The organism is Paenibacillus sp. HGF5 (assembly GCF_000204455.1).
Lineage (GTDB): Bacteria > Bacillota > Bacilli > Paenibacillales > Paenibacillaceae > Paenibacillus_AQ > Paenibacillus_AQ lautus_A.
Genome location: NZ_AEXS01000167.1, coordinates 1 through 25,532 on the forward strand (window position 1 = coordinate 1; position 25,532 = coordinate 25,532).

Below are 25,532 nucleotides of genomic sequence, written 5' to 3' on the forward strand. Positions count from 1 at the left end.
AGCAGCTCTGCCAGCTCGGCCGCGCGGGCGGCTTCCGCCTGCTGCAGGGCTGCGTAGCTGGCGGAAGCCGCGGATTGCGCCAGGAGCTCGGCGCCCTGGCGCTCCAGCTCCTGCAGACGGACGGCCGCAGCGTCCGTCAATGCCGCCTTCAGCCGATCGGCAAGCACCAACACGGCCATGCGGTAGCTGCCCTTGATTTCCTCGGCCAGCTCCCGGTTATAGTTCAATACATATTCGCCCGACACCGTTGCTTCCGGATTCACGGTTCGCGTAATCATATCTTCCCGCACGCCCGGAAGTTCGGCGTCCATCAAACGTTCCCATTCGGCATTCCATTCCGCATGCTGCTCGACGCTATTGCGGAACAGCGAACGCAGATGCCAGTCAACCTGCGAAGAGGTCTGTTCCTCCAAACGATGATGGAAGGCCTCTAGACGGCGACGGCGCTCTTCCTCCGTCTTGCCGCCCGAGAAGAGGAACCCGACCTTAAAGCCGGATTTTCGGCTCTCCAGGAAGGACAGGCTTAAATCCCGAACATCCGCCGGCGTTAGATTGGCATTGGCCAGCAGCTTATCGGCTTCCTTTCGGAGTTCTGCGCGAATCGATTCCGGCAGCCCCGCTACGGTTCTTTTTTGTTCTTCCAGCTCATGCAAGCGTGCTTGCAGCGCCGCTGCAGCCTCCTCGCCGCCCATTTCCTCCAGCAGCCGTTCCTTCTCATCCTGATGACTGCGGGTATAGGCTTCCACATGCTGATCCGCAGCATGACGAATGGAGCAGGAAACGCTATGGCGCAGCAGCGGCTCCTTCCGGGATATCAGTTCGGCGATCAAAGACTTCAGCGTCTCCCATTGATTATAGGGATGGTCCTGTACTTTAAGCGAGGTGCATAACAACCCTTTGTACGTGATCTTCCACTGGGCGAACGCCTTCTTGACGTCGTTCAGGTAAGAAGACAGCGTCAGCTCGTCATCACGATGCTTGTCGATCTGATTCACGATCAAATAGAGCGGCTTCCCCCAATCCGACAGGCTCTTGGCAAACATCAGATTGCTCTCCGACTGCACATGATTGTAATCCATGACGTAAAACACGATGTCCGCCATATGCAGTGCGGAATGGGTGGCAAGCCGATGCCCGTCGTCGGTCGAATCGACGCCGGGGGTATCCATCAACACTCCGTCCGCGCCAAGCAGCGGCACGTCATCCCACACTTCAATCGCGGAATACTCCCGGCCCTCCTTGCAGTATTCCGCGAGTTCGTCGATCGTTACCTTGATCGGCTCCCCATGGTCCGCGACAGTCCGGTGAATTAATGCCCGGGGCTCCCCGCTTCGAATCGTGACCACATTGGCACTCGTCGGTACCGGACCCGAGGGCAGCACCTTTTTGCCGCAAAGCGCATTGATCATGCTTGACTTCCCAGCTGAAAAATGACCGCAGAAGGCAAGCGTCAGCTCGCCGCCAGTACCCTTGCGTATCAAATCCTCGGTCAATGCGGAGGAAGACTCGTCATTCCAGTCCAAAAAACGGTCCCGGACTCTATTTAATTCCGTCATGCTGTATCCGATTTCATCTGTCATCAACTTCAATGTCATTTCTCGCTCCTGTCCATTGATCTCTCATCTCTGACACCATCTGTTCACATCATTTTATTTTATCACCGCTTGCGCCGTAAAGGAATCATTTCATGTTCGCCGTTTGCCCCGCTCTATGCAAAATGGCAGGTCAAGGAAGAATCGCTTCCTTGCCTGCCATGGGTTCAACATCTCATTTTTTAAAACATCAAATTTGAAGAACTTAAGATACGACGGTGTTCTCTTCGGCCGGAATCAAAATTTCGAACACGTTTCCGTGCTGCAAAATGGTTAAACCGCGAGACTTATCGCGCATCACAACCACTTCCGGCTTCTGAGACATGCGCTCCAAGTAATGCTCGGGAGCATCCCCGGAGTGGCTGAACGTCACGCCTTCCACTTCCTGCTCTTCATTCTCGCTCAGTTGGCTCTGGCTCTCCACCACATGTTCAAAAATATCCGAGAACAATTCAAAATTGTCGGTGTAAACAGAGATGCATTTCATGTGTAATCCCATCCTCTTTTAAATTTAGCTCCTGCTGATCCGGGGTGCATTCCTTTTTCACCTTGCGAATATCCGGCATTTCAATTCGGTCACAATTGTTTCCAGATTTCCATTCGCCCATGCGGCCGAAATAGAAATCCGGAGACAAAGGCAAGCGCGCTGGCTTGCTTGCAATAATGCCCATTCGCCGGCTGTCAAAGTCCGGTGTTCTCCCGAATCAGATGAACCGTTTCTTTTTTTGTCTGTTTCTTGCTGGTGTTACGGTTGTTCCTTATTCTTCCTGACTGCTAAGGTTTTCATACGTTTCTTTCCTTCGCGGCAAACATCCAGCAGCGGGCATACCGGGCATTGCGGATTTTGAGCTTTACAGTGGTACCTTCCGAAAAAAATGATCCGATGATGCGTCATCGTCCATTCTTCACGCGGCACCCGCTTCATCAGCTTTTTCTCCACTTCCAGCACGGAATCTTTCCAAGCAGCCAGTCCGAGCCGTTTGGATACCCGCTCCACATGCGTATCCACCGCAATGGCAGGCACGCCAAAGGCGTTGGAAACGACGACATTGGCCGTCTTGCGTCCAACCCCGGGTAATTTGACGAGCTCGTCATGAGCTTCCGGTACTTCCCCGCCATACTGTTCGATCAGAATCCTGCACAAGTTCTGAATATGCTTGGCCTTGTTCCGGTATAACCCGATCCGTCTGATATCCTGCTCAAGCTCCTCGATCGGTACCGATACGTAATCCAAAGGCGTTTTGTATTTCTGAAACAGATCCTTTGTTACTTTATTAACCGTTTCATCCGTGCACTGGGCAGACAGCAGCACGGCGATGGTCAGCTCAAACGCATTGCTGTGATTCAGTTCGCAATGTGCATCCGGAAACATGCTCTCCATCGTGTCCAAAATATGCCGTACCGTTGCCGCATTCATATGAATTCCCTCCCGCAAAAAAAAATCTTGATGCGGAAATCCCCGCATCAAGACGGTGTTTCTCGAGCAATCCCAGGTCGATAATTTACTGTTTTACGATCTCAACAACGACACCGTTGTTTAAGTACAGTACAATATTATCATTTTCCTTAAGGGATTGCACGGACAAAGTAGTGTCACCTTGATGAACAAATACTTTATCGGATAACGTAAATCGGTAATTATCGTTAATCGATTTGCGTTTCACTTGAATTTCGGTGTTGTTCGCCTGCCAGAACGCACGCTCGATCTTCTCCAGCACTTGGATGATCGTTACGCCTTGAATGTCTTTTCGAATCTCAACGCGATCTCCCTGCGTCAACGTGCTTAAGTTCGAAGCCGTCGAACCATTCTTGACGACCTTGACGCCGCTGCTTACGCCTAGGGTCTGGCTGTTGCCCGAATGATCTTTCACGGTCAATACATTGCCCGAAGCATCCAAGCTGGTGACTTCGCCAAGCGTCAATTTGACTTCGGCAACCGAAACAGCCGTTAAGCCTTGAAGCGTAATATTAACGAGAGTTCCGGGACGCAGGTCTGCAAGCAGGATCGCTTGTCCGCTATCGCCGGTCAATGTTGCTTTGTCCGTATAAATATCGCTTGTAGCGCCATTCGCTTTCACTCGAATGCGGTTTTTCGTCGGTTCGGTGAATACGACTTCGAACTGCGCGGATGTCTTAAGCTTCAGGCTCTGCAAGTAGTCCTGGTTGGTCGACAGCTGCGCCGAAACCTCGTCGCCGGCACGCACATCCGCCAGGGAAGCGTTCGATTTGCCGAAGATTTCTACAAGCAGCGTGCTGTTGTATGGAATTTCCTCTACTTTTCCGTTGGCGGCCACAATCGATATCACTTTCTTGGCTGTGTTAATGCTGCTGATTTTACCTTCAACTTTATAAACCACTTCCAGTGAAAGTGCTCGGGTACCAATGAGCGATACGCTGACCTTGCGTCCTGCTCCAAGCAGCGGCTCCACTTTATCCAGCGTTGTTCCGTTGCTCGATTCCAGCTTCGTCTTATCATCCAGGATGATGACGCGAGGCTGATTGTTAACATCCTTGACGGTCAGCCAGTGCGTCTTCGCATCGTAATTGACAATAGTGACGGCATCCAGCTGTTCCATTTGACGGCCCGTTACTTCGATCTTCGTGATTTTTTCCTCGCCATTGATGGTCAGCGTCACTTGATCGCCGGATACGGCGTCCGCGAGCAAATCGGACAAGACGGGCTTCGCCACGCCACTCATAATAATTTCCGGCTTCTCCGCCAGAAACTTCGTTTCGAGCTGCGTGCTTCCGCTGCGCTTATACGTGATGGTTTTTCCGTTTTCTTCAACTGAATACAGCATCGCCTGTACCGTACGGTCGACGCTTTGCGTGACTTCCACCGATTGAAGAATGCTGTTTTTTACCGTGAAATTCACGGTATAACCATTCTTCAGCTCCGCCGGAGACAGAATTTGATTCTGATAGCGAATGACGGTAGCATCATCCCACGTGTACGTGTCCTCATAACCGGTGCTGTCCTTAAGGGTTACTCTTTTGTTCGCCGTATCCACGTTTTGGACGACGCCCGCTCCGGTCTTGTTCACCAAGCCGCTCTTCACGCGGATCGACACGATTTTCTTCTGCGGGCTGTAGGTTTCGCGCTCAATGGTAAGCAAGCTGCCCGCAGCAAGCGTCTTCGGATCGATTTGGATGCCGTTCTGGTCGAGGAAAACCGTGCTTGGCTCGTAACTCAGCTCTTCAAATGTACTGCCTGTATCAAGCCAAATCACGTTGTTCGGAGACAAACGGGCATACGTGCGGTCAAACCGCTCCACCTGCTGGGATGGATCCGTAATTTCCACGTAAGCAGCCGTTCCGTTATTCGCGACGACCACCGCTTGCGTGTATGGATTGATGTCCGAAAACTGCAATCTTTTCTCCGAATCGGACGCAAAATAAGCTGTGGAAGAATCCAGCTTGAATGAATTCAGCTTGCCGTCGGCATACAGCTCCAGTTTGCCGTTCTCAATCGAAGCGATGGAGCCTTTGTATTGGTTCTCGTAATTCGTGGTAATGTACGCTTGAGCCCGGCTGAAGAACGTTGCAAGCTGGGCACGGGTAACCGCCCCTTGCGGATCGAATTTGTTTCCGTTCACGCCTTTGGCAAGGCCCAGCTCAACCGCCACATTAACGTATCCCAAACGTTCCGGGGATATCTTGGCGTTGTCCGCAAAGCCTGTCGCTTTATTTTTGGCGGCATTGGCCTCCGCGGTACGTCCAATGGAACGGACAAGCACTTCGGTTATCCATTCCCGGGATGCTTTCTGCGCGCCCCAAATGACTTTCTCGTCCGTGTATCCGGATTCTTTTTGCTTGTCGAGCAGGTTTTGCTGAAAAGCCAGTTCAACATACTTCGTAAAATAATCGTTCACTTTAACATTTGTCGGTAATGTCGCAGCGCCGCTGCTTAATTGATCCTGCATGCTTAAGAACCGGATCGCCATCGTTACAGCTTCCTGCTGCGTTACAGGATCGTTCGGACGAAACTTTCCGTTATTCCCGGTCACGATCCCCTGTGCTGCTAATTGATAAATGTACTTTTCTCCCCAATAACCGGCATTCACGTCGCTGAATACGTTAATGGCCGTTTGGGGTGCATTTGCCGTTGTCGCATTTGCTGCTTCTTCATCTGCCGAGACGATCGAAGCTCCGCCTCCGAATGCTATAAGTCCGGCCATGACGGCGGAGACCACTTTTTTGGAATGAACATGTTTGCTGTGTCTAAGTACCATTTTCTTTCCCCTCTCAATTACTACTGCTTCATCATATACTAATATTCGACAGCAGATCGTGATCTCCTTCAACCATCATTACCGAGTCATTGGATTTTCCAAATCGACATGCCCCATCAACGATTCGGTCTGCTGACCATCGACCAGAATTTGAAGTGATTTTACTTCGTCAAACTGGAAGAACGTTTTCTTGATGGCATCGACGGCAAACGACTCGCCGCCTGCACCCAAGTTGGCTTCGTCAGGGACCGTCACGTCGAGCGTCAGAGCGCCGTTTTCGAACTTTAACGAATTCAGCCCGATTTTCTCCCACAGGGGAACCATATCGGCCTTATCGCTCTTTTGCAATGCTTGATATGCAGCTTCGTATTTTTCCTGATCATCCTTATACGAAATCTCTGCTGAGCCTTCAACCAGCTCCATCAAATCCGGGTCCGTATAATAGGCTTTGATGCTCTCCGTTTTGGCTTCCGGCGCTGTCGCTTCATTGCCGCCGTTCCCTGTTGACGTGCCACCGGATCCGTTCGATGTTCCCCCATTGCTCTGTCCTGTCTGATCATCAGGTGCAGGTGTCTCTTGCCCCGGCGTATCGTCCGGTGCTGCTCCGGGTTTCTGCCCGCAACCGGCACCAATCAGCATAACGGCTGCCAATAGTCCGACTGCCCAAATTTTTTTATTCAAAATAGCCACCTCCTGCAATCACGATCACTGTCGTATCGTTAATCAACCTTCAAATAATTTTTGATGCCTCTGACAATTGCCTCGGCTACCCGATCCTGCGTTGCCGGATCAAACAGCTTGCTCTCATCGGTCTTGTTGCTCAGGAACCCGACTTCCAGCAGGGCGCCAGGCATCTTGGTCTCGCGAATGACATGGAAATTGCCGTATCTCACGCCGCGGTCTTTTAAGCCCATAGCCTTCACAATCTCTTTATGAAGGGCATTCGCCAGCGCCTTGTCAGATTCATTGTAATAATACGTTTCGGTTCCGCTTGCAGTGGAAGGGCCGCTATTAGCATGTATCGATATGAAAACATCAGCCTTCAGATCATTCGCAATCTTCGCGCGATCCTTCAGCTCGAGAAAAGTATCGTTACTGCGAGTCAAAACGACTTCGATATTTTTTTCTTTGGCCAACAACTTCTCAACTTTCAGCGCCATCGCGAGGTTGAAATCCTTCTCCCTCTTCTTCGTTACCCCGATTGCTCCCGGATCATGATCTCCATGACCCGCATCAATGACCACGAGTTTCTTTCCGCCCGTACCGGGTTCCGGCGCAGGGTTAGAGGTCGTGTTCAGATCCACAATGAACAGGCCCGATCCGTTCTCAAGGCCTGATACGGTGTAGTTCTTGGCATAGTTCAGATCAATGACGATCCGCACGGTCATCGGGTTGCTGTTATACAGGGAGTAACGGACGGCTTTGACGTCCGGGTAACCCGACACCGTCATCTGGCCGCTCTTCGTCACGTCATCGAAATCGGCGTTGCTGCTGAACGTCTCGGAGAAATTCGTGTTCGCCATATCAATGACGATACGGTCCGGACTGCTGAGCTTCGACACCTTCGGCTTCGCATTGCCCGTAACGGCGACCATCAGCCTGTTTTCGCTGAAGCTGAGACCGTCCACGGTCGACGTAGCGACGCCGGATTCTTCGCCAGGGTTACTACCATCGTAAGACGAGGTAAGATAGACTGCCTTCTGCGTGTTATCCCATCTTACTTGAAGGCCCATCTGCTCACTTACAAAGCGAATCGGAACGAGGGTCGTTCCGCCTCGAAGAACAGGCGCCTTCGTCATTAGAACACGCTGGCCGTTTATGTCGGCATACTGACTTCCGATCACCATCGTCACTTTCTGCCAGGCGTCTTCAACCGTTACCGTCTTTGCTGCCTTGTTCCAATTCACGTTAAAACCGAGATTTTCGGAAATGACACGAATCGGGACCATGACGGTACCGTTGTTGTTCTCCACCTTCACGCCAGATGACAGATTGATTTGTTGACCATCCAGGTAAATCCTTGCGCTGTACGAACTCGCATCCGCCATTTTAGGAAACGCAATCATGATGACAACCAGAAACATTAAAAAACCGAACTTCTTCATCCTTCACCCCTACCATCCTATTATTTTGCCATAGATTGGCGTTTCTGCACTCGGCCTGTCCGACATTACCTGACAACCTATAGACGCTTAGACTCACTGAAAGTTGCGAAATTGTTCCCTATTTACCAAAAAAACACCTATTTCGACAAACGAAATAGGTGTTTAGTCCTTCATATGAAATTCAAAAGTAGTTCTTTTGTTCTATTTCCGAGTCATAGGATGCTCCAGCTCAACATGCCCCATTAAACTCTCAATCTGATTGCCGTCTACAAGCAATTCCAAGGACTGCACTTCCTCGAACTGGAAGAATGTTTTTTGCAATGCGTCAATCGCAAACATTTCCCCTCCAGCTCCAAGATTCGCCTCTGCCGGCTTGGTGATATCCAGCGTTAATGCTCCGTTATCGAACTTAAGTGACTTGAGCGTGATTTTATCCGACCATAATGGATTCAACTCGGCATCTCCGCTCTTTTGAAGACCTTCAAAAGCCTTCTTATATTTATCCTCTTCGCCCGAGTACGTGATCTCTTTGCTGACTTCTTTCAAATCCATGATCTCCGGGTCCGTATAATAGAGTTTAATATTCGCTTTCTTCGCTTGATCCTCCGCAGCGTTCACGTCCTTCGTATCCACTGGCGTACCTGTACTTCCAGCGGCTGTTTTCTCCGGCGGCGTGCTTGTTCCTTCGCTCGCGTTCACGGTAGTCGCTTCGGCTTCGCCTTGCTTCTGATCATCCGCCGCCTTGTCATCGCCCGGTTCGTCCTGCGGCGTCTGTACTTGTCCTGCTTCTGTATCCGGACCCGTCTCGGCGGGGGCTGCAGTCGGCTTCTGTCCACAGCCGGCACTAAATGCAAGCAGAAGCGCCAGCAATCCGGTCATCCAATATTTTTTGTTCATGGCTTGTGTCCCCCTCTAAGTTACATCAAATCTTGTACACATTATTGTACTTTAAGATATTCTTTAATACCCTCTACAATACCTTGTGCAACACGATTTTGGAAATCGTCTTTAAACAACTGGGCTTCGTCACCCTTGTTGCTCAAAAAGCCAATCTCGAGCAGGACAGCCGGCATCGTCGTTTCCCTCGTAACATGAAGGCTACCGTATTTAACTCCACGATCTTTGAGACCTGTCGCTTTTGCAAGATGTTTATGGATCACATCCGCCAATGACTTGCTGGAATCTCTCGTATAATACGTTTCCGTACCGCTGGGACTGCTGGACGCGTTGCTGTTTCCATGAATGGACACAAAAATATCTGCTTTTAAATTATTTGCGATTTTCACGCGATCGCTGAGCTCAAGATGTGAATCATCGCTGCGAGTCATCACTACATTGATATTCTTTTCATTTTTGAGCAGTGCTTCAACCTTAAGGGAAATATCCAAATTAAAAGATTTCTCCGTTTTTCCCGTAAGGCTGATCGACCCCGGCTTGATACCACCGTGACCGGGATCAATGACAACCGTTTTCTTGCCATTCCCGGTAACCGGCGGCACCGGCGGTACGAGAATTTCGCCCTCTGCGTTCAGATCAACGATGATGATGCCCGATTCCTGGGCCACCGCATAATTCTTAGGTCCAGTCAAATCCAATACGATCCGCACGGTTGGCGGGTTGTCGCTGAACACGGCATATCTAATATTCGTAACGTCGGAATAATCCGCAGCTTCCATATTGCCGCCATTCTGCGCGTTCACGGCATGTCCGCTCAGGAAGGAAGCAGAGTAGACGGTGTCCGGAAGGTCGATAACAATCCGGTCAGGCCCCGTCATGCTGAACACTTTCGGCGTCACGGCGCCTTCCGTTGCAATCATGAGACGGTTATCGCTAAAGCTGAGCCCCGTCAATGAACCCTTATTTCCAGATTCCGCAGGCGGGGGCGTCTGACTGCCCGGATTGCTTCCTTCACCTGGATCAATCTCGGCTCCGGTGGTAGGCAGCGCGCCGCTTGTAAGGTACACAGCCTTCGATTGGTTATCCCATTTCACGTCAAGCCCCATCTGCTCGCTCACAAACCGGAGCGGCACAAGCGTGGTAGGCCCGTTCAAGACAGGCGCCAAATTCAAATCTACCTGTGCCCCGTTCAGCTCTGCCTGCTGGCTGCCGACCACCATGCGGACCGTCTTCTCGCTATTTTCAACCGTTACGGTTTGGCTGGCCTTCTCCCAGCCTACCTTGAAACCGAGATTCTCGGATACCACGCGTATCGGAATCATTACATTGCCCTTCATGTTGGCTACCTGGACGCCCGAAGACAAATTCAATGGTTCCCCGTCAAGAAATATGGCCGCACTTGAAGAACTGGCCTCGCCGCTCTTCGGAAACGCCAGCAAGAAGACTATCAACACCATTACAAACCCTAACTTCTTCATGAATCCACCTCGATCATCCCATGATTGAATTTGAAAAGCAAATCTAGCAAAAAAACTTAAACTATGTAAATCAGTATTCCCGTATGCATGCTTCCGGACAAATACTGACATCAAACGTTGATCCATCGTGGCTGCCGCTGCATATTAATTCCATAATACCAAAAAAAACTTCCATTTCCTACACAGGAAATGGAAGTTTAATAATCTTGTAACCATTTGAAGCCTGATTGCGAAATTAGGCGAACAAGCGCTCCCCATGTTTTTTCTCGTAAGCATCGATTGCACTTTCATGCTGCAGCGTCAACCCGATATCGTCCAATCCTTGAAGCAGGAATTGACGACGGTGCTCGTCGAGGTCGAAGTCGATGTGCAATCCCTGATCATCGGTAATCGTTTTGTTCTCCAGATCCACGTTCAGTTTATAGCCTTCGTTCGCTTCCGTCCGCTGGAACAGCTCTTCGACCTGCTCCTCCGACAATTTGATCGGCAGAATTCCGTTCTTGAAGCAGTTATTGTAGAAAATATCAGCAAACGATGGAGCGATGACCACGCGGAATCCGTAGTCGAGAATCGCCCAAGGCGCATGCTCGCGGGAAGATCCGCAGCCAAAGTTGGCACGGGAGATCAGGATGGTCGAACCCTGGTAGCGGGGCTGGTTCAACGAGAAGCTGTCGATATTGCCTCCCTCTTCATCAAACCGCCACTCGTAAAACAGAAACTGTCCAAATCCCGTGCGTTCAATCCGTTTCAAAAACTGTTTAGGAATAATTGCGTCCGTATCTACATTCACCCGGTCGACAGGTGCGACAATACCGTTTAATTTCGTAAATGCTTGCATAAACTTCTCCTCCGTCCTTCTTAGCTCACAACTTCTTCGGCTGCAAAGTTCCAATCACGTACATCCACGAAGCGTCCTTTAACCGCAGCTGCCGCTGCCATTGCCGGCGATACGAGATGCGTTCTGCCCCCGCGGCCCTGGCGACCTTCGAAGTTCCGGTTGGATGTGGAAGCGCAGCGCTGTCCAGGCTTCAGTACATCCGGATTCATCGCAAGGCACATACTGCAGCCTGCTTCGCGCCATTCGAAACCTGCCTCAACGAAAATTTTGTCGAGCCCTTCTTTTTCGGCCTGAATCTTCACTCGGCCCGATCCCGGAACGACGATGGCGGTCACATTGCTGGACACTTTATGTCCCTTCGCTACAGCGGCTGCTGCCCGCAAATCCTCGATCCGTCCATTCGTGCAAGAACCGATGAAGACATAATCGATCGGAATCTCGGATATTGGAGTCCCTGGCACAAGCGCCATATATTCCAGCGCCTTCTCCGCTGCCTTGCGCTCGTTCTCGGTCTTGAAGTCTGCAGGGTTAGGAACCGTCGAGGAAATGTCGGTGCCCATTCCCGGGCTCGTTCCCCAGGTTACTTGAGGGATCAGCGTTTCCACGTCGAATTCAACGACCACGTCGAACTCGGCGCCTTCGTCTGTCACAAGCTCTTTCCAAGCTGCTACAGCGGCATCAAAAGCTTCGCCCTGCGGAACATATTGACGTCCGCGCAAATATTCAAACGTCGTTTCATCCGGAGCGATCATGCCCGCTCTGGCTCCGCCTTCAATGGACATGTTGCACACCGTCATGCGCTCTTCCATCGACAACTCGCGGATGGCTTCGCCCGTATATTCGATAACATAGCCTGTTGCAAAATCGGTTCCGTACTTCGCAATAACGCCAAGGATCATGTCCTTCGCCGTTACGCCGGGATTGCGGCGGCCGACAAAACGAACTTCCATGGTTTTCGCTTTAGCCTGCTGCAAACATTGGGTTGCCAGGACGTGCTCAACCTCGCTCGTACCGATACCGAACGCCAGCGCACCGAATGCGCCGTGAGTGGATGTGTGGCTGTCGCCGCACACAATCGTTTTGCCGGGATGCGTCAAGCCAAGCTCAGGACCCATAACGTGCACTACGCCTTGGTCAATCGTGTCCAGATCATACAGGGTAACGCCAAAATCCTGACAGTTCTTGGTCAGGGTGTCGATTTGCTGCTTCGAAATCGGATCCGTGATGTTATAACGGTCTTTCGTTGGTACGTTGTGATCCATCGTGGCGAAGGTAAGTTCCGGGCGGCGCACTTTGCGGCCGCTGAGACGCAGACCTTCGAAGGCTTGAGGGGAAGTCACCTCGTGGACCAAATGCAGGTCGATATACAGAATACCCGGCTTGCCTTCTTCCTGATGAATCACGTGGTTATCCCAAATTTTTTCGAACATTGTCTTCTTACTCATCATAATCACCCCATTGTTCTTTACGTCCATGAGAAGATAATTGCTTGTGTGTCCCTTATCCCTATAGGGAAGGCCTACAACGCATCATCTTTACGTTGATAGTAATATATCATTTCCTTCTTCATTGTTCCAAGATATAATATCTATAGATGTAATAGGATTCAGCTATAACGGAGTGATGCTTACATGGAACTGAGACAACTGCAATATACGCTGCAAATCGCGGCGGACAAAAACTTTTCGCGCGCCGCGGAGAAGCTTCATATCGCCCAGCCTTCCCTGAGCCAGCAGCTCTCCAAACTCGAGAAAGAACTCGGGGTGCTGCTGTTCCAGCGCAATACGAGCAACGTCGAGCTTACCCATGCCGGTGCCAGCTTTGTCGAGCATGCGCAGAAGATCATGGACGCCGTCGAGCAGCTGAAACAGGAGATGTCGGACATCTCCCAGCTACGGAAGGGGAAAGTCGTCGTGGGCAGCATGCCGATAACCGGCTCTCATCTGCTGCCCCGAGTTTTGCCTGCTTTCAAAAAAGGATATCCGGATATCGAAATCACCCTTTTGGAGGACTCCTCCATGAATCTGGAGAAGCTGACGGCCAGCGGCAAGGCGGATCTTAGCCTGCTTGCGCTGCCCTTGGCGGAGCCGTCCTTGTCCTGGATTCCGATCGGCGAGGAAATGATCGATTTGGCAGTTCCTCCCCAGCACCCGCTTGCGCTGCGGGCGGCCTCCGATCCCATACGCCCCATTACGATCGACGAAATCCGAAACGAAGCGTTTGTCGTGCTCAAGAAGGGTCAGGGCTTCCGGAAGCTTACCTTCGATATATGCCGGGAGGCCGGCTTCGAGCCGAACGTTGTATTCGAGAGCAGCAACATCGAGACCCTCCAGTCTTTGGTCGCTACCGGGATGGGGATCACGCTGGTTCCCCGGTTCATTGCCCGTGCGAAACGCAGCGAGTTTATTCCGGTGTATCTGCCGCTCGCGGATCCGGTGCCGAGCCGCACGCTGGTCGTCGCTTACCGAAACGGCCGGTATTTGTCCAAAGCGGCGGATGCGTTCATCGACACGTTCAAGCAGGTCATGGACAAGCTTGTGGTAGAAGGCGTTCAGGATAAATAAACGCAAATGAATGCCGTTTAATACGAATAAAGAGCAAAGAGGCACAGCCATCGTCGAATGACAACGGCTGTGCCTCTTTTTCACCTGGAAGCCAAAATATTACCCATGTTCATCATAAACCGAACCCTATTTGCGCAAATTATGCTGGTCGATCATTCGGTTCTGTTCGTCCGCGGTACGGGACTGATCCTGAATCGATTCGTTTTTCCCGTTCCCGCCTCCGGCTACGCTCTCAACAAAATTGCGGAACTGCTCTTTCTGTTCTTGTTCCTGTTCATTGTTTCGGCTGTCGAATTGGTTGTTCTCTGCCATGATTCAAAGCCTCCTCTCAGACGGATTACCCATAGTATACCCGCCGCTGCCCAGATGAAACTTCATATTTGGAGGTTTGGATCCTACGCGTTCTATTGGAAATACAAATGTGGCCGACGGTCCTCAAAAACCGGTATGCGTCCTCTCACTTCATCCGTGAGCTTGCAATCCAGCGTGCCTGTCACGATCGTTTCCCGCTCATCCCCTTCGGCGATGATCTCGCCCCATGGGTCAATGATCATGGAATGGCCGAAAAAGTCCGTTTCGCCGCTGGTTCCTACGCGATTGCAGGCTACGACATACATTTGGTTCTCGATCGCCCTGGCGAGGAGCAGCGTTCTCCAATGATGCAGCCTCGGATGGGGCCATTCCGCAGGCACGAACAGCACTTGAGCGCCGCCAAGCGCGAGGGTGCGGGACAATTCCGGGAACCGGATATCGTAACAGATCGACGCGCCCGCCTTCATTTCTTCCAGATCAAAGGTTACGGTCTGCTGTCCGGCTTCCAGGAACTTCTCTTCGTCCATCAGGCGGAACAAATGGATTTTGGAATATTTGGCGATCTGCTCCCCGTTCCGGTTAAAGACGTACATGCTGTTATAAATCCGGTCTTCGATCCGTTCGGCTACGGAACCGCCAACGACTTGGATGCGGTGCTTTCGAGCAAACTCGCTCAGCATCGAAGAGGTTTCTTGTCCCATAGGGTCGGCGAGCTCATGGATCCGGTCCAGCGCATATCCGGTGTTCCACATCTCCGGCAGCACGATCACGTCCGGCTTATGGTTCGCCGCTGCCGCCTTCTCCATCATGCCGAGCATGTTATCCACGTTGGCCTGGACGTTGCCTATTTCAATATCAGCTTGAATAAGTGCGATATGAAGCTGAGCCTTTGCTTCTCCAGTCATCTTGCAGCCTCCCGTTGTTTGAGTTGAATCCAGGGGCGGTCTCCATGCGATCATGAAATGCATGTGCCTGCTTCTTCTTCCGGGGTTCAACCTTCTCTTATATGTCATCATCATAGCCTCTCCAGCGCCGCTGCTGCAACACCCTAGCCCCATTTCCCTCTATACACCCCTGATAAATCGTGTTAAATTAATCCTAATTGTTTTCCATTATAGACGTATTTAGAGTGTAATCAGATAACGGAGTGATGAACCTGCAATGAACAAAAAGCCAGACGTTTTCCACATAGAGCCGGCCGAGATCATGGCCCAGCTGCCTACGCAATTTTTCGCGACCCTGGTCTCCAAGGTAAACCGCCAAGTGTCTCAAGGGCATGATGTAATCAATCTCGGGCAGGGAAATCCCGATCAGCCCACGCCGCCTCATATCGTATCGAGCCTGAAGGAGGCGGCCGACAATCCGCAGTTTCACAAATATTCGCCTTTTACCGGCTTTTCCTTCCTGAAGGAAGCCATCGCGCATCGATACAAGGAGGACTATAACGTCGATCTGGATCCGGAAACGGAAGTCGCCATTCTGTTCGGGGGAAAAACCGGGCTGGTGCAGCTGCCGCAAATCCTCCTGAACCCAGGGGATGTCTGTCTTGTCCCGGACCCGGGTTACCCGGATTACTGGTCAGGCGTTGCTCTCGCCCGCGCGCAAATGAAGTTCATGCCGTTAACCGCAGATAACCGCTTCCTCCCCGACTATACTGCTATATCGCCTGCAGACCGGGAAAAAGCGAAGCTGATGTTCCTGAATTACCCGAACAACCCGACATCCGCCGTCGCTCCTTTATCCTTCTACGAGGATACGGTGGCATTCGCCGCCGAACACGGGATCGTGGTAGCCAGTGACTTTGCATACGGGGCGATCGGTTTTGACGGAGACCGTCCGGTCAGCTTCCTGCAAGCGGAAGGCGCCAAGGAGGTGGGCGTGGAATTCTACACCCTCTCCAAAACCTACAATATGGCAGGATGGCGCGTCGGCTTCGCCTTGGGGAACCCAAACATCATCTCGCTGATCAATATGCTGCAGGACCATATCTATGTCAGCCTGTTCGGCGGCATCCAAGCGGCTGCGGCAGCGGCTCTCACCTCGTCGCAGGACTGCGTCGACCAACTGGTGTCGCGCTACCAGTCGAGAAGGGATGCCTTCTACGGTGCCCTGTCCGAAATCGGGTGGCAGGCCCCGAAACCGGCCGGCTCCTTCTTTAGCTGGCTGCCCGTGCCGAAGGGATACACCTCGGTAACCTTTGCCGACCTGCTGCTGGAGGAGGCCAAGGTGGCCGTCGCACCTGGCGTAGGCTTTGGGGATCACGGCGAGGGGTATGTCCGCGTCGGCCTGTTAAGCAGCGAGGAACGAATGCGGGAAGCCGCCTACCGGATTGGCAAGCTGAACCTGTTCGGCTAACCGAATTCCTTTTGAAAAATCAAAAACGATGTGCTATTCTTGCAATAACAATCGAATGCAGTTTCCAAAAACAAACGCAAAGACGGGACCAGTACGAAAGCATGCGGCACGATGATCAGAGAGCAAATTCCATGGGCTGAAAGAATTTGCCGTGACCCCTTTCCGAATCCTACCCCCGAGCGGCCTGGCTTGCCAGGACAGCGCCTTCTGTTACAGGGCCAAAGCCGGATGAGCTGCGCTCATCAATAAAGGTGGTACCGCGGAAGTCCAACTTTCGTCCTTTCTCATACAGGACGAAAGTTTTTTTATTTTCAGGGAAATGGATTCGTAACAGCCATTCCTACCATCATAAATACAAGGAAGTGATCACGATGCTCTCGCGCATCGTCGTAAAGATTGGAAGCAGCTCCCTAACGACAGACGAAGGCGGACTTAATCTGGATTCGGTCGCGTTTTTTGCCGGGGAACTTGCCGGGCTCCGCGAGGCCGGCCATGAAGTTCTCCTCGTGACCTCCGGAGCCGTCGCTGCAGGGTTTAGGGAGATCGGGTACGAGACGAGACCCAAGCTGCTCCATGAGAAGCAAGCATCCGCTGCATTGGGCCAAGCGCTGCTCATGCGGGCCTACCAGAATGCGCTGGCCTCCCATCAATTGAAAGCGGCCCAGATTCTGTTGACGAGAATGGACTTTGCGAACCGCAAACGCATGAACAACGCCAACATGACGATTACGGAGCTTCTGAAGCAAGGCGTCATCCCCATCATTAACGAGAACGACACGGTTTCGATTGACGAGCTGAAATTCGGCGATAACGATACGTTATCCGCACTAGTCGCCAACCTTGTCCGCGCTCAGCAATTAATCATACTGACCGATACGGACGGCTTATACACGGCCGATCCGCGCAAGTCGCCGGATGCCAAAAAATACGAGGAAATTCATGACATTACCGATGAAATTTACAGCATGGCGGGAGGGGCCGGCTCCAGCGTCGGAACCGGCGGCATGCGCTCGAAAATCGATGCCGCCAAAATCGCCACCCGCGGCGGCGTTCCCGTTTTCATCGGCAAAGCCAACGAGGCCGGCGATCTGGTGAAAGCATTGGAGCGCAGCGGCAAAGGTACGTATTTTGCCACTCACCTGTCAGCCCTGCCTGTGAAGAAGCAATGGCTCGGCTTTATGTCCTCGCCTCTGGGTCGGATCGTAGTCGATCCCGGTGCCGAGAAGGCGCTGATCCACGGAGGTCACAGCCTCCTTCCCGTTGGCGTTAAACGGATCGAAGGCAGTTTCCATGCAGGCGATGTGGTGGAAGTCGTCAATATGGACAACGAAAGGCTCGGCAGAGGCATCGTCAATTACGACGAGGACCAGCTGCAGGCCGTGCTCGGATTGCCGAGCAGCCAAGTCATCGGGATTATCGGCGAGATCCATCGGCTCGAGGTTATTCACCGCGATGAATGGATTACGTTAAAATAGTCCGTATCGCATCCCGAAGTTATATCTTTTAATCACCTATACGAAGGAGGAATCATCATGAGTGAGGTACGCAATAAAGCTCAGCTCGCCAAGCAGGCTGCATTTCGTCTTGGCAGATTGAGCACGGAAGAGAAAAATCAGGCGCTGCTGATCATGGCCGACGCACTAATCCAGCGGACGGCAGATATCATGGAAGCCAACGAAGAGGATCTTCGGCGCGGGAAAGAGCTTGGCACCTCTGCTTCCCTGCTGGATCGGCTGGCATTGAACGAAGCCAGAATCGAGGGCATTGCCGAAGGGTTGCGCCAAATCGTGGAGCTACCCGACCCGATCGGCGACACCTTGGAAACGATCGATCGTCCGAACGGACTGAACATCGTGAAGAAACGCGTTCCCCTGGGCGTGATCGGCATCATATATGAAGCACGTCCCAATGTGACGGTCGATGCCGCAGGACTATGCTTGAAGACGGGCAATGCGGTCGTCCTGCGGGGCGGATCATCCGCCCTCTCCTCCAACCGCAAAATCATCGAAGTGCTTCACGAAGCTATGGAACGCACTGCGCTGCTTAAAGAAGCGCTTCAGCTTATCGAGGACCCGAACCGCTCCTCCGTGGATGAAATGCTGAAACTGAACGGACTGCTGGATGTCATCATCCCGCGCGGCGGCAGCTCCCTGATCCAGAACGTCGTGATGAACGCCACCGTGCCGGTCATCGAAACCGGGGCGGGCATATGCCATACGTACCTGGACGCATCGGCACGGCCGGACATGGCCGCCGCTATCAGCATCAATGCCAAGGTGCAGCGCCCTTCGGTCTGCAATTCCATGGAAACCCTGCTCGTCCATGCGGATTATGCCAAATCGCACCTGACTTCGCTGGCCGAAGCATTCCGTGAGCGTAATGTCGAGCTGCGCGGATGCCAGCGAACCCTGGAATATATTCCTTGGGCTGCCGTCGCAACGTCCGAGGATTACGCGACAGAGTATAACGACTACATTTTGAACATTAAAATCGTGGACCGCCTGGATGAGGCCATCGAGCATATTTCGGTATATGGCACGAAGCATTCCGAATGCATCGTAACGGAGAACGAGGATCATGCGGAGCGTTTCCTGCAGGAAGTAGACGCAGCGGCTGTCTATCATAACGCTTCGACCCGCTTCACCGACGGCTTTGAATTCGGCTTCGGCGCCGAGATCGGGATCAGCACCCAGAAGCTGCATGCCCGGGGACCTATGGGGTTACCCGCGCTTACTTCCTCCAAATATGTTATTATCGGTAGTGGTCAAATACGCGAATAAATCATTCATCCAAAAGCCATGAAGGAGGAACAAAACGATGTGCCAATCCCCGCAGAACCGACCTTTAATAGATAAAGCAATCACCTTCTACGGCGCAGGCTCGATGGCCGAAGCGATCGTACGAGGATTAGTGAGCCGTTCTGTCGTGCTTCCCGAGAATATTACGATGCTGAACCGTAGCAACGCCCAGCGCCTTCTGGAACTGAGCGAACGGTACGGCGTCCAGATCAACAACGACGAGGCCGCCAAAATCGAAATTTTGAAAACCTCGCCGGTGATCGTGCTGGCCATGAAACCGAAGGATGCCGCCAAAGCGCTGAAAGAACTGGGACCCAAGCTTTCCAGCGACCAATTGATCATCTCCGTGATCGCCGGACTTTCGATTTATACGACGCAGACGCTGCTAGGAAACCAGCAGCCCATTGCTAGAACGATGCCGAATACATCCGCTTCGATCGGGCTTGGTTCCACGGGCATTGCGTTCTCGAAGAATATCAGCGAAGAACAGCGTCAGCTCGTGCTGACTTTGTTCGAAGCAGTTGGCCACGTGACGGTCATCGAAGAAGAGAAGATGGACATCCTGACCGGGATATCCGGCAGCGGCCCGGCTTACTTCTATTACATGATGGAGGCCATGACCGCAGCGGGAATCCGCGGTGGCCTGACGCCGGAGCAAAGCCGTGAGCTGACGCTTCAAACCATTCTGGGTGCCGCCCGCATGGTCCAGCAGACCGGGGAACAGCCGTCGTCGCTGCGCGCGAAGATTACATCGCCGAACGGTTCGACGCAAGCTGCCCTGGAAACGCTCGACAAAGGCGATTTTTTCGAAACGGTCATTGCCGCCGTAAACCGCTGCGCTGAGCGCTCCAAAGAAATGGGCGCGATGCTGAAGGAGCAGATCTCATGAGCCGCTGTATTGCAACGTACCGAATTTATGACGACCAGGCGGATTTCCGTAAGAAAGCGACCTCCATCGCCGTTGGCATGACGGTTGGCAGCTGGACCGAGCTGCCGCAGGCCAAACGCGAAGCCATGCAGAAACATCTTGGCGAGGTCGTTGACATTCAGGTTCACGAGGGCTGGGAGCCCGGCAGCCGTTATGCGGATGTCAGCATCGCTTATCCGGACATCAATTTTAGCCGGGATATTCCTGCCCTGCTGGTGACCGTGTTCGGCAAAATTTCCATGGACGGGCGCATCAAGCTGACGTCCCTGGATCTGTCTCCCGACTTCCTGAGTGCATTTCCCGGACCGAAGCATGGCATCGACGGAATCAGAGGCCTTCTAGGCGTCCATGACCGTCCGCTGCTCATGAGCATCTTCAAATCGGTGATCGGACTGAATGCGGACGAGCTTAGAGCCCAATTTATCCGCCAGGCGCTCGGTGGCGTGGATCTGATCAAGGATGATGAAATCCTGTTTGAGAACGACCTCACCCCGATTGAAAAACGGGTCAGCATGTGCATTCAAGCCGCTGCGGACGTTGAACAGCAGACGGGCAAAAAACTGCTGTACGCGGCCAATTTGACCGGCCGTACATCGCAGCTGCGCGAGCAGGCATTGCGCGCGATCGATGCAGGCGCCAATGCCCTGCTCTTCAATGTGCTGTCATACGGGTATGACGTCCTGCACGAGCTGAGCAGCGATCCGGAGATTACGGTGCCCATCGCGGCTCACCCAGCGCTTGCCGGCGCCATCTATCCTTCTCCGCACTATGGGATTGCGGCACCTGTGCTGCTCGGCCAGCTGATGCGGATCGCCGGAGCCGATCTGGTGCTCTTCCCTTCTCCTTACGGCTCCGTCACGATGCCGAGGGAAGAGAATCTCGCCATTCGCGACGAGCTGCATAGCGCTAAGCTTGGCGTGAAGCGAAGCATGCCGGTACCGTCCGCGGGAATTCATCCGGGACTCGTTCCGCGCATCATCCGGGATTTCGGCACCGATGTGGTCGTTAACGCAGGCGGCGGAATCCACGGTCATCCGATGGGGACCGAAGCGGGCGGCAAAGCCTTTGTACAGGCGATTGAGGCAACGATGAAATCCGTGCCGCTTGCCCACTATGCCGAAGAGCACGAAGAACTGAAAGCCGCACTGGACATCTGGGGAGGAGAAGCATGACATCAGGAGCAAAACAGCCAATTATTTTTTGCGATTTTGACGGAACTATCACGAACAACGATAACATCGTTGCCATCATGAAACACTTCAAACCGGAAGGCTTCGAGCCGATTATGCAGGATACGGTTGACCGCACCATTTCAATTCGGGAAGGCGTTGGCCGCATGTTCGCGCTCTTCCCTTCCTCCATGAGAGAAGAAATTACCGAGTATGTGCTGAGCCATGCCGGGATACGGGAAGGCTTCGCAGCGTTCCTTGACTATTTGAAATCCGAGCAGATCGAGTTCTATGTCACAAGCGGCGGCATCGATTTCTTTGTCGATCCTCTGCTGAAGCCCTTTGGCATTCCGGCGGACCATATCTTCTGCAACGGTGCCGATTTCGAAGGGGATCGCATTGAGATTACCTGGCCGCATCCTTGCATGGAATCCTGCCATAACGACTGCGGCATGTGCAAGGTTACGGTGATGGACCGTTTTCCAGCCGACCGATATTACCGGATTCTCATCGGTGACAGCCTTACCGATTTTGAAGGCGCCAAGCAGGCCGACCTGGTCTATTCCCGCTCCACGCTCACCGAGCAGTGCAAGAAGCTTGGCGTGTTTCATGTACCATTCGAGACATTTACCGATATTCAGAACGACATGAAAGACAAGTTTACGCAGGAGGTGCTGTAAGTGGCATTTTCAGATATCCAGCTCGAACAGAAGCAGGCTGCGCTGCAGGAACTTAGAGGAATCAAGGAACTGTTTGCATCCAGAAACTGGTTCCCGGGTACCAGCGGCAATCTTTCCGTCCGTGTTGGCGAATTCCATCCGGAGCAGTTTTATTTTGCCGTCACGGCCAGCGGAAAAGACAAATCCGTACATACGCCGGAGGATTATCTCTTTGTGGACCAGAACGGCGTCCCTTGCGAAGCAACCGGCTTAAAGCCCAGCGCGGAAACTTTAATCCACTGTGAAATCTACCGGAAAACCGGCTGCGGCGCCATTTTCCATGTGCACACCATCGACAACAACCTGATCAGCGATTGGTATGGTGAACAAGGTTACGTGCCTGCCCAAGGAATCGAGCTGATCAAAGCCTTTAACATTTGGGAAGAGGACGCGGCGATCCGCATTCCGATCCTGCCGAACTATGCGGACATCCCGCGGATTGCAGAGCTCGTTCCCGGCGCGCTCGATCCGGCGGTACCCGGCATTTTGCTGCGCAACCACGGCATCTACGCCTGGGGCAAAAATGCGTTCGAAGCCAAAAAACATCTGGAGGCTTTTGAGTTTATATTCGAATACTCCTACCGCCGTTTGCTTCTGAATGCAGCCGGTTCCAAGTAATTTTAGCCTTGCGGGGATTGAGCTTAATCAGCCGGATATCCCGCGTGACAGGTCCAGGCACCCTGAAATCCGACCGCTTCGGTTCGGGGTGCATCCAGCTTATCCTTCCAGAGGAGTGTATAGGGTGATTGAAAGCTTAGCCATCGGCGTCGTGTTTATTTTGTACGGGTTGGTCCTCTTTTTGATTCCGCCTAAAAGCTCCAACAGTTTTTATGCTTACAAAACGACGTCTTCACTCAAAAATGAACGGAATTTTAAAGTTGCCAATGCCTACGTCAGCTTGCTGCTGATGATTTTCGGAGTCATCCTGCTGCTGATCGCCAGGCTTACCGGCCACTTCATGACGACCGTGATTTCGACCGTCATCGTTTTTATCCTGATTTATATTCTCGTTGAACGAAAGCTAAAAAACCTGTAAAACGATCACAATCGTTTTACAGGTTTTTTCTTTGGAACGCTAAACGCTAGGTGAATCATAGCCGATTCTGATCCTGCTCCGATAAAGAGATCGAAGGCGACGGTACCGGATCCGGCGAGGAGTAGGCATTGACGACAAACAAACAGGTCCCAACAAACAGAGCAATGTACAACAAATAATACAGATTCTTGGCCATAATATCTCCCCCCATGACTCGTTCATCATTACTGGTTGATTTGAGCACGCTTGATCATCGGTTGGAATCTTTCAGATGATCAGATATTTCAATCGTTGTCGGAATCATAAAATGGACGATTTCCACTCCGTGAATCCTTCTTCGAGCCTGTCATCAGCTTGATTCCTCCTCCGATGAGAAGCACCGCTACGATTACGGTTTTCATGTAGGTTCGAATCCGGTAATCCAGGTGCAAATCCGGAAACAGCGTTTCAACATAAGGCATCACAACACTCGTAAATACGAAATAGATGCCAAGAATGAGCAGGCCAAGCCCGAGCCAGCGCTGCTGATTTCCAAGGCCCGAGATGATCGGCCGATCCCGGAGCGGCTCCCGTCCATAGCGGCTGACTTGCTGCAAACCATCGAAAAAGGCATAAAACCAGATCAACGGGATCAAAAACAGAAATACCGAGAGCTTAAGCACATCCAGTACATAGATGCTGCCAAGAAATAGAACCATGAGCTGCAGTCCGCGTTTTTGCAAACCCAAATACATTTGACCCGCTCCGGGAAACGCCGACAGCAAGGTGGCAAACACTTTGCTGCGGCGTCCGCTCTCCCGGCCGCTCTCCAGCTCATCAAACAGCGTGCGGTCTATGAGCAGATCCCCGGCTTGCTTGCGGTGAACCAGCTGTACCACGTCAAACATGCAATAAAGCCATATGATCGGCAGCATGCCCAAAAACAGCAGGAACACCGATTCATGAGTCAACCCCGTCAGGAACACCAGAATCGTTCCAAGTCCGAAAAAGGCGATCAGGAATGACAGCCCGCGCTGCATCAAGCCCAGTTGAAAATGGCCAAGGCCGGGAATAAAGGACAGCAGGATGGTATAAAAGCGCTCGGACTCATCGCTCTTGTCCTGGCGAATCTCCATCGGCCGCCCGAATTCATCATGAATAATCGTGACGGGGGTATAACGGATCAACGCAATGAGCAGATCGAGCATGCTGATCCCCCAGATCATTAAAGCACCGAGAAGTCCCAGCGCAAATACTGCGTCGGAAGCCGACATGATCCCAAACAAAATCCCGCCGAACAGGCTTCCGAAGAACAGCAGCGGATATAACAGCGCCCGTCCCTTCCTCCCCCAGTAATAATGGCCGAGACCCGGAAGGATATTGAGTATAAAGGCAAAACCTTTACTTCGTTGCGGTTGCACTAAGCATCTTCCTTTCATTTTTCTTATCTGGATAATAGCCGGTCCAGCCAGCCCGTTGTTTTTTCCACCCATTGCTCACTATAGGAAGGCGTATCGGATAAAGGGACCTGACCGCTAATCTCACTGGGAAGCAGCCGGTCGAATGCCCCGGTGAAGAGGAACAGCATCGTAATGGACGCCGCTATGGCATAATGGACGATGGCGCGTTCGTACCAGCGCTTGGGCCGTTCCTGAATCCGCAGCGGTGCTTTCGGGGTGTAAGGCTTAATCTGTTCATGTTCCACCACCTGCTCGGCAAATGCTTCCGGATCTGCCATACCGGGAAGTTCGACATCAAGCTCCGACAGAACCTGCATATAGATCTCCAGCACGTCGTCATCCGTTAGCATGAGCTCTTCATATGAAGTTCGTTCTTCGGGCGAGCCTTCCCCTCTAACATAACGTTTGGTCAGCAGCTTGAGCTCGTGATCCTTGGCGTTCATTTCCACTCCTCCTCCTTCCACGATTTCCGAATCCATTGTCTGGCCCGGTATAATTTCGATTCAACCGTCTTGACCGTGACATTCAGCTCGGCTGCGATTTGTTCGTAGTTTTTCTCTTCCAAATAAAAAGCCGTAATAATGACGCGGTGATTGTCCGGCAATGCTTCAATTTTCTCTCGAAGTTCCTCTCTTCTCTCCTTATGTATGAGCAGAGAAACCACATCCTCGTCCCGGGAAGGGAGTTTATCCAGCACTTCTTCATGTTCGCCGGGCAGCTGCTCCGGCGGTTTACGGGAAAGCTTCCTCTTCATGTCAATCGCTTTGTTCAAGGCGATGCGGGTAATCCAGGTCTTAAAACCTTCAGATCTGTACTGGGGGAGAGCTTTGTATACTTGTATAAACACTTCCTGCGACGCATCCTCCGCTTCCTTGGCATCCCGCAGGACCGAGTATGCCGTATGGAACACGTGCTGGCTGTATTGGTTCACCAGTTCCCGAAAGGCTTCTTGCTCACCTTGCAGGATGCGCGCGATTAACGTTTCTGCATCAATAACTCTCCCCTCCTTCCCAAATACATAGACGTCAGCTTTATAAGCTACCCCTGCACTTTTTTCAAAAAAAATTAGG

Annotated in this window: 25 protein-coding genes; 9 read left to right on the plus strand and 16 right to left on the minus strand. The window is 52.3% G+C overall.

The window, feature by feature from the left end; translation table 11 throughout:
- The 10 genes from HMPREF9412_RS27315 to leuC all read right to left on the minus strand — a co-directional run.
- Positions 1-1,595: dynamin family protein (locus HMPREF9412_RS27315; RefSeq protein WP_009595163.1), on the minus strand; the 1,595-nt coding region annotated here is incomplete at its 3' end.
- Positions 1,596-1,797: 202 nt separating this feature from the next.
- Positions 1,798-2,079, minus strand: coding sequence for a hypothetical protein (locus HMPREF9412_RS27320; protein ID WP_006209564.1), 282 nt, complete (start codon positions 2,077-2,079; stop codon positions 1,798-1,800).
- 258 nt (positions 2,080-2,337) lie between these two features.
- A complete protein-coding gene (nth, locus tag HMPREF9412_RS27325) occupies positions 2,338-3,009 on the minus strand; it encodes an endonuclease III (RefSeq protein WP_009595169.1) in 672 nt (223 codons plus the stop codon).
- 85 nt (positions 3,010-3,094) lie between these two features.
- Entirely contained in the window at positions 3,095-5,824 is a 2,730-nt protein-coding gene (locus HMPREF9412_RS27330; RefSeq protein WP_009595113.1) for an S-layer homology domain-containing protein, read from the minus strand.
- 78 nt (positions 5,825-5,902) lie between these two features.
- Positions 5,903-6,505, minus strand: coding sequence for a GerMN domain-containing protein (locus HMPREF9412_RS27335; protein ID WP_009595167.1), 603 nt, complete (start codon positions 6,503-6,505; stop codon positions 5,903-5,905).
- A 38-nt stretch (positions 6,506-6,543) separates the two neighbouring features.
- Entirely contained in the window at positions 6,544-7,929 is a 1,386-nt protein-coding gene (locus tag HMPREF9412_RS27340) for an N-acetylmuramoyl-L-alanine amidase family protein (protein WP_009595265.1), read from the minus strand.
- 201 nt (positions 7,930-8,130) lie between these two features.
- Entirely contained in the window at positions 8,131-8,826 is a 696-nt protein-coding gene (locus HMPREF9412_RS27345) for a GerMN domain-containing protein (protein ID WP_009595172.1), read from the minus strand.
- A gap of 41 nt (positions 8,827-8,867) precedes the next feature.
- Positions 8,868-10,304, minus strand: coding sequence for an N-acetylmuramoyl-L-alanine amidase family protein (locus HMPREF9412_RS27350; protein ID WP_009595258.1), 1,437 nt, complete (start codon positions 10,302-10,304; stop codon positions 8,868-8,870).
- Positions 10,305-10,539: 235 nt separating this feature from the next.
- Positions 10,540-11,142 (minus strand): 3-isopropylmalate dehydratase small subunit, encoded by a 603-nt coding sequence (leuD, locus tag HMPREF9412_RS27355; RefSeq protein WP_009595248.1) that lies wholly within the window; start codon positions 11,140-11,142, stop codon positions 10,540-10,542.
- A 20-nt stretch (positions 11,143-11,162) separates the two neighbouring features.
- Positions 11,163-12,587, minus strand: a complete 1,425-nt coding sequence (leuC, locus tag HMPREF9412_RS27360) for a 3-isopropylmalate dehydratase large subunit (protein WP_036673780.1) — start codon at positions 12,585-12,587, stop codon at positions 11,163-11,165.
- A gap of 186 nt (positions 12,588-12,773) precedes the next feature.
- Between leuC and HMPREF9412_RS27365 the strand changes: the two genes are divergently transcribed.
- Positions 12,774-13,706 (plus strand): LysR family transcriptional regulator, encoded by a 933-nt coding sequence (locus HMPREF9412_RS27365; protein WP_009595130.1) that lies wholly within the window; start codon positions 12,774-12,776, stop codon positions 13,704-13,706.
- A 126-nt stretch (positions 13,707-13,832) separates the two neighbouring features.
- Here HMPREF9412_RS27365 and HMPREF9412_RS27370 read toward each other — a convergent pair whose 3' ends face one another.
- On the minus strand, positions 13,833-14,018 hold the full coding sequence (locus tag HMPREF9412_RS27370; protein WP_009595149.1) for a hypothetical protein: 186 nt from the start codon (positions 14,016-14,018) through the stop codon (positions 13,833-13,835).
- Positions 14,019-14,110: 92 nt separating this feature from the next.
- A complete protein-coding gene (locus HMPREF9412_RS27375; RefSeq protein ID WP_009595107.1) occupies positions 14,111-14,923 on the minus strand; it encodes a carbon-nitrogen family hydrolase in 813 nt (270 codons plus the stop codon).
- Positions 14,924-15,179: 256 nt separating this feature from the next.
- Between HMPREF9412_RS27375 and HMPREF9412_RS27380 the strand changes: the two genes are divergently transcribed.
- The 8 genes from HMPREF9412_RS27380 to HMPREF9412_RS27415 all read left to right on the plus strand — a co-directional run bounded on the left by HMPREF9412_RS27380 (position 15,180) and on the right by HMPREF9412_RS27415 (position 23,023).
- Positions 15,180-16,373, plus strand: a complete 1,194-nt coding sequence (locus HMPREF9412_RS27380; RefSeq protein WP_009595145.1) for a pyridoxal phosphate-dependent aminotransferase — start codon at positions 15,180-15,182, stop codon at positions 16,371-16,373.
- Positions 16,374-16,744: 371 nt separating this feature from the next.
- Positions 16,745-17,848, plus strand: a complete 1,104-nt coding sequence (gene proB / locus HMPREF9412_RS27385) for a glutamate 5-kinase (RefSeq protein WP_036673782.1) — start codon at positions 16,745-16,747, stop codon at positions 17,846-17,848.
- Positions 17,849-17,905: 57 nt separating this feature from the next.
- Positions 17,906-19,153, plus strand: coding sequence for a glutamate-5-semialdehyde dehydrogenase (locus HMPREF9412_RS27390; protein WP_009595203.1), 1,248 nt, complete (start codon positions 17,906-17,908; stop codon positions 19,151-19,153).
- A gap of 37 nt (positions 19,154-19,190) precedes the next feature.
- The gene (proC, locus tag HMPREF9412_RS27395) at positions 19,191-20,060 is read left to right on the plus strand and encodes a pyrroline-5-carboxylate reductase (protein WP_009595094.1); all 870 of its coding nucleotides are present in this window, start codon (positions 19,191-19,193) and stop codon (positions 20,058-20,060) included.
- On the plus strand, positions 20,057-21,271 hold the full coding sequence (locus HMPREF9412_RS27400; protein ID WP_009595157.1) for a 2,3-diketo-5-methylthiopentyl-1-phosphate enolase: 1,215 nt from the start codon (positions 20,057-20,059) through the stop codon (positions 21,269-21,271). Before proC ends, HMPREF9412_RS27400 begins: the two co-directional genes overlap by 4 nt.
- A complete protein-coding gene (locus tag HMPREF9412_RS27405; RefSeq protein WP_009595240.1) occupies positions 21,268-21,948 on the plus strand; it encodes a 2-hydroxy-3-keto-5-methylthiopentenyl-1-phosphate phosphatase in 681 nt (226 codons plus the stop codon). The genes HMPREF9412_RS27400 and HMPREF9412_RS27405 overlap by 4 nt, the downstream gene beginning before the upstream one ends.
- Positions 21,949-22,605: a methylthioribulose 1-phosphate dehydratase gene (locus HMPREF9412_RS27410; protein WP_009595132.1), complete on the plus strand. Its 657-nt coding sequence runs from the start codon at positions 21,949-21,951 to the stop codon at positions 22,603-22,605.
- A gap of 124 nt (positions 22,606-22,729) precedes the next feature.
- Positions 22,730-23,023 carry an SdpI family protein gene (locus HMPREF9412_RS27415; RefSeq protein WP_009595230.1) on the plus strand — a complete coding sequence of 98 codons (294 nt, stop codon included), beginning with the start codon at positions 22,730-22,732 and terminating at the stop codon, positions 23,021-23,023.
- A gap of 55 nt (positions 23,024-23,078) precedes the next feature.
- Here HMPREF9412_RS27415 and HMPREF9412_RS33040 read toward each other — a convergent pair whose 3' ends face one another.
- From HMPREF9412_RS33040 to HMPREF9412_RS27430, 4 genes are all read right to left on the minus strand, one after another.
- Positions 23,079-23,219 carry a hypothetical protein gene (locus HMPREF9412_RS33040; protein WP_009595238.1) on the minus strand — a complete coding sequence of 47 codons (141 nt, stop codon included), beginning with the start codon at positions 23,217-23,219 and terminating at the stop codon, positions 23,079-23,081.
- 88 nt (positions 23,220-23,307) lie between these two features.
- The gene (locus HMPREF9412_RS27420; RefSeq protein WP_009595199.1) at positions 23,308-24,423 is read right to left on the minus strand and encodes a hypothetical protein; all 1,116 of its coding nucleotides are present in this window, start codon (positions 24,421-24,423) and stop codon (positions 23,308-23,310) included.
- Positions 24,424-24,446: 23 nt separating this feature from the next.
- Entirely contained in the window at positions 24,447-24,905 is a 459-nt protein-coding gene (locus HMPREF9412_RS27425; protein WP_009595143.1) for a hypothetical protein, read from the minus strand.
- Positions 24,902-25,456, minus strand: coding sequence for a sigma-70 family RNA polymerase sigma factor (locus HMPREF9412_RS27430; RefSeq protein ID WP_254664125.1), 555 nt, complete (start codon positions 25,454-25,456; stop codon positions 24,902-24,904). Before HMPREF9412_RS27430 ends, HMPREF9412_RS27425 begins: the two co-directional genes overlap by 4 nt.
- Between the last annotated feature and the right edge of the window lie 76 nt (positions 25,457-25,532).

What these genes read in the sequence shown, in the direction of transcription:
- proC (WP_009595094.1), top strand. Translation starts at nt 19,191, where the DNA reads ATGTGCCAATCCCCGCAGAACCGACCTTTAATAGATAAAGCAATCACC.
- HMPREF9412_RS33040 (WP_009595238.1), bottom strand. Translation starts at nt 23,219, where the DNA reads ATGGCCAAGAATCTGTATTATTTGTTGTACATTGCTCTGTTTGTTGGG.
- HMPREF9412_RS27340 (WP_009595265.1), bottom strand. Translation starts at nt 7,929, where the DNA reads ATGAAGAAGTTCGGTTTTTTAATGTTTCTGGTTGTCATCATGATTGCG.
- HMPREF9412_RS27400 (WP_009595157.1), top strand. Translation starts at nt 20,057, where the DNA reads ATGAGCCGCTGTATTGCAACGTACCGAATTTATGACGACCAGGCGGAT.
- HMPREF9412_RS27405 (WP_009595240.1), top strand. Translation starts at nt 21,268, where the DNA reads ATGACATCAGGAGCAAAACAGCCAATTATTTTTTGCGATTTTGACGGA.
- HMPREF9412_RS27380 (WP_009595145.1), top strand. Translation starts at nt 15,180, where the DNA reads ATGAACAAAAAGCCAGACGTTTTCCACATAGAGCCGGCCGAGATCATG.
- HMPREF9412_RS27365 (WP_009595130.1), top strand. Translation starts at nt 12,774, where the DNA reads ATGGAACTGAGACAACTGCAATATACGCTGCAAATCGCGGCGGACAAA.
- HMPREF9412_RS27350 (WP_009595258.1), bottom strand. Translation starts at nt 10,304, where the DNA reads ATGAAGAAGTTAGGGTTTGTAATGGTGTTGATAGTCTTCTTGCTGGCG.
- leuC (WP_036673780.1), bottom strand. Translation starts at nt 12,587, where the DNA reads ATGAGTAAGAAGACAATGTTCGAAAAAATTTGGGATAACCACGTGATT.
- HMPREF9412_RS27320 (WP_006209564.1), bottom strand. Translation starts at nt 2,079, where the DNA reads ATGAAATGCATCTCTGTTTACACCGACAATTTTGAATTGTTCTCGGAT.
- HMPREF9412_RS27390 (WP_009595203.1), top strand. Translation starts at nt 17,906, where the DNA reads ATGAGTGAGGTACGCAATAAAGCTCAGCTCGCCAAGCAGGCTGCATTT.
- HMPREF9412_RS27345 (WP_009595172.1), bottom strand. Translation starts at nt 8,826, where the DNA reads ATGAACAAAAAATATTGGATGACCGGATTGCTGGCGCTTCTGCTTGCA.
- HMPREF9412_RS27425 (WP_009595143.1), bottom strand. Translation starts at nt 24,905, where the DNA reads ATGAACGCCAAGGATCACGAGCTCAAGCTGCTGACCAAACGTTATGTT.
- HMPREF9412_RS27330 (WP_009595113.1), bottom strand. Translation starts at nt 5,824, where the DNA reads ATGGTACTTAGACACAGCAAACATGTTCATTCCAAAAAAGTGGTCTCC.
- HMPREF9412_RS27370 (WP_009595149.1), bottom strand. Translation starts at nt 14,018, where the DNA reads ATGGCAGAGAACAACCAATTCGACAGCCGAAACAATGAACAGGAACAA.
- nth (WP_009595169.1), bottom strand. Translation starts at nt 3,009, where the DNA reads ATGAATGCGGCAACGGTACGGCATATTTTGGACACGATGGAGAGCATG.
- HMPREF9412_RS27375 (WP_009595107.1), bottom strand. Translation starts at nt 14,923, where the DNA reads ATGACTGGAGAAGCAAAGGCTCAGCTTCATATCGCACTTATTCAAGCT.
- leuD (WP_009595248.1), bottom strand. Translation starts at nt 11,142, where the DNA reads ATGCAAGCATTTACGAAATTAAACGGTATTGTCGCACCTGTCGACCGG.
- proB (WP_036673782.1), top strand. Translation starts at nt 16,745, where the DNA reads ATGCTCTCGCGCATCGTCGTAAAGATTGGAAGCAGCTCCCTAACGACA.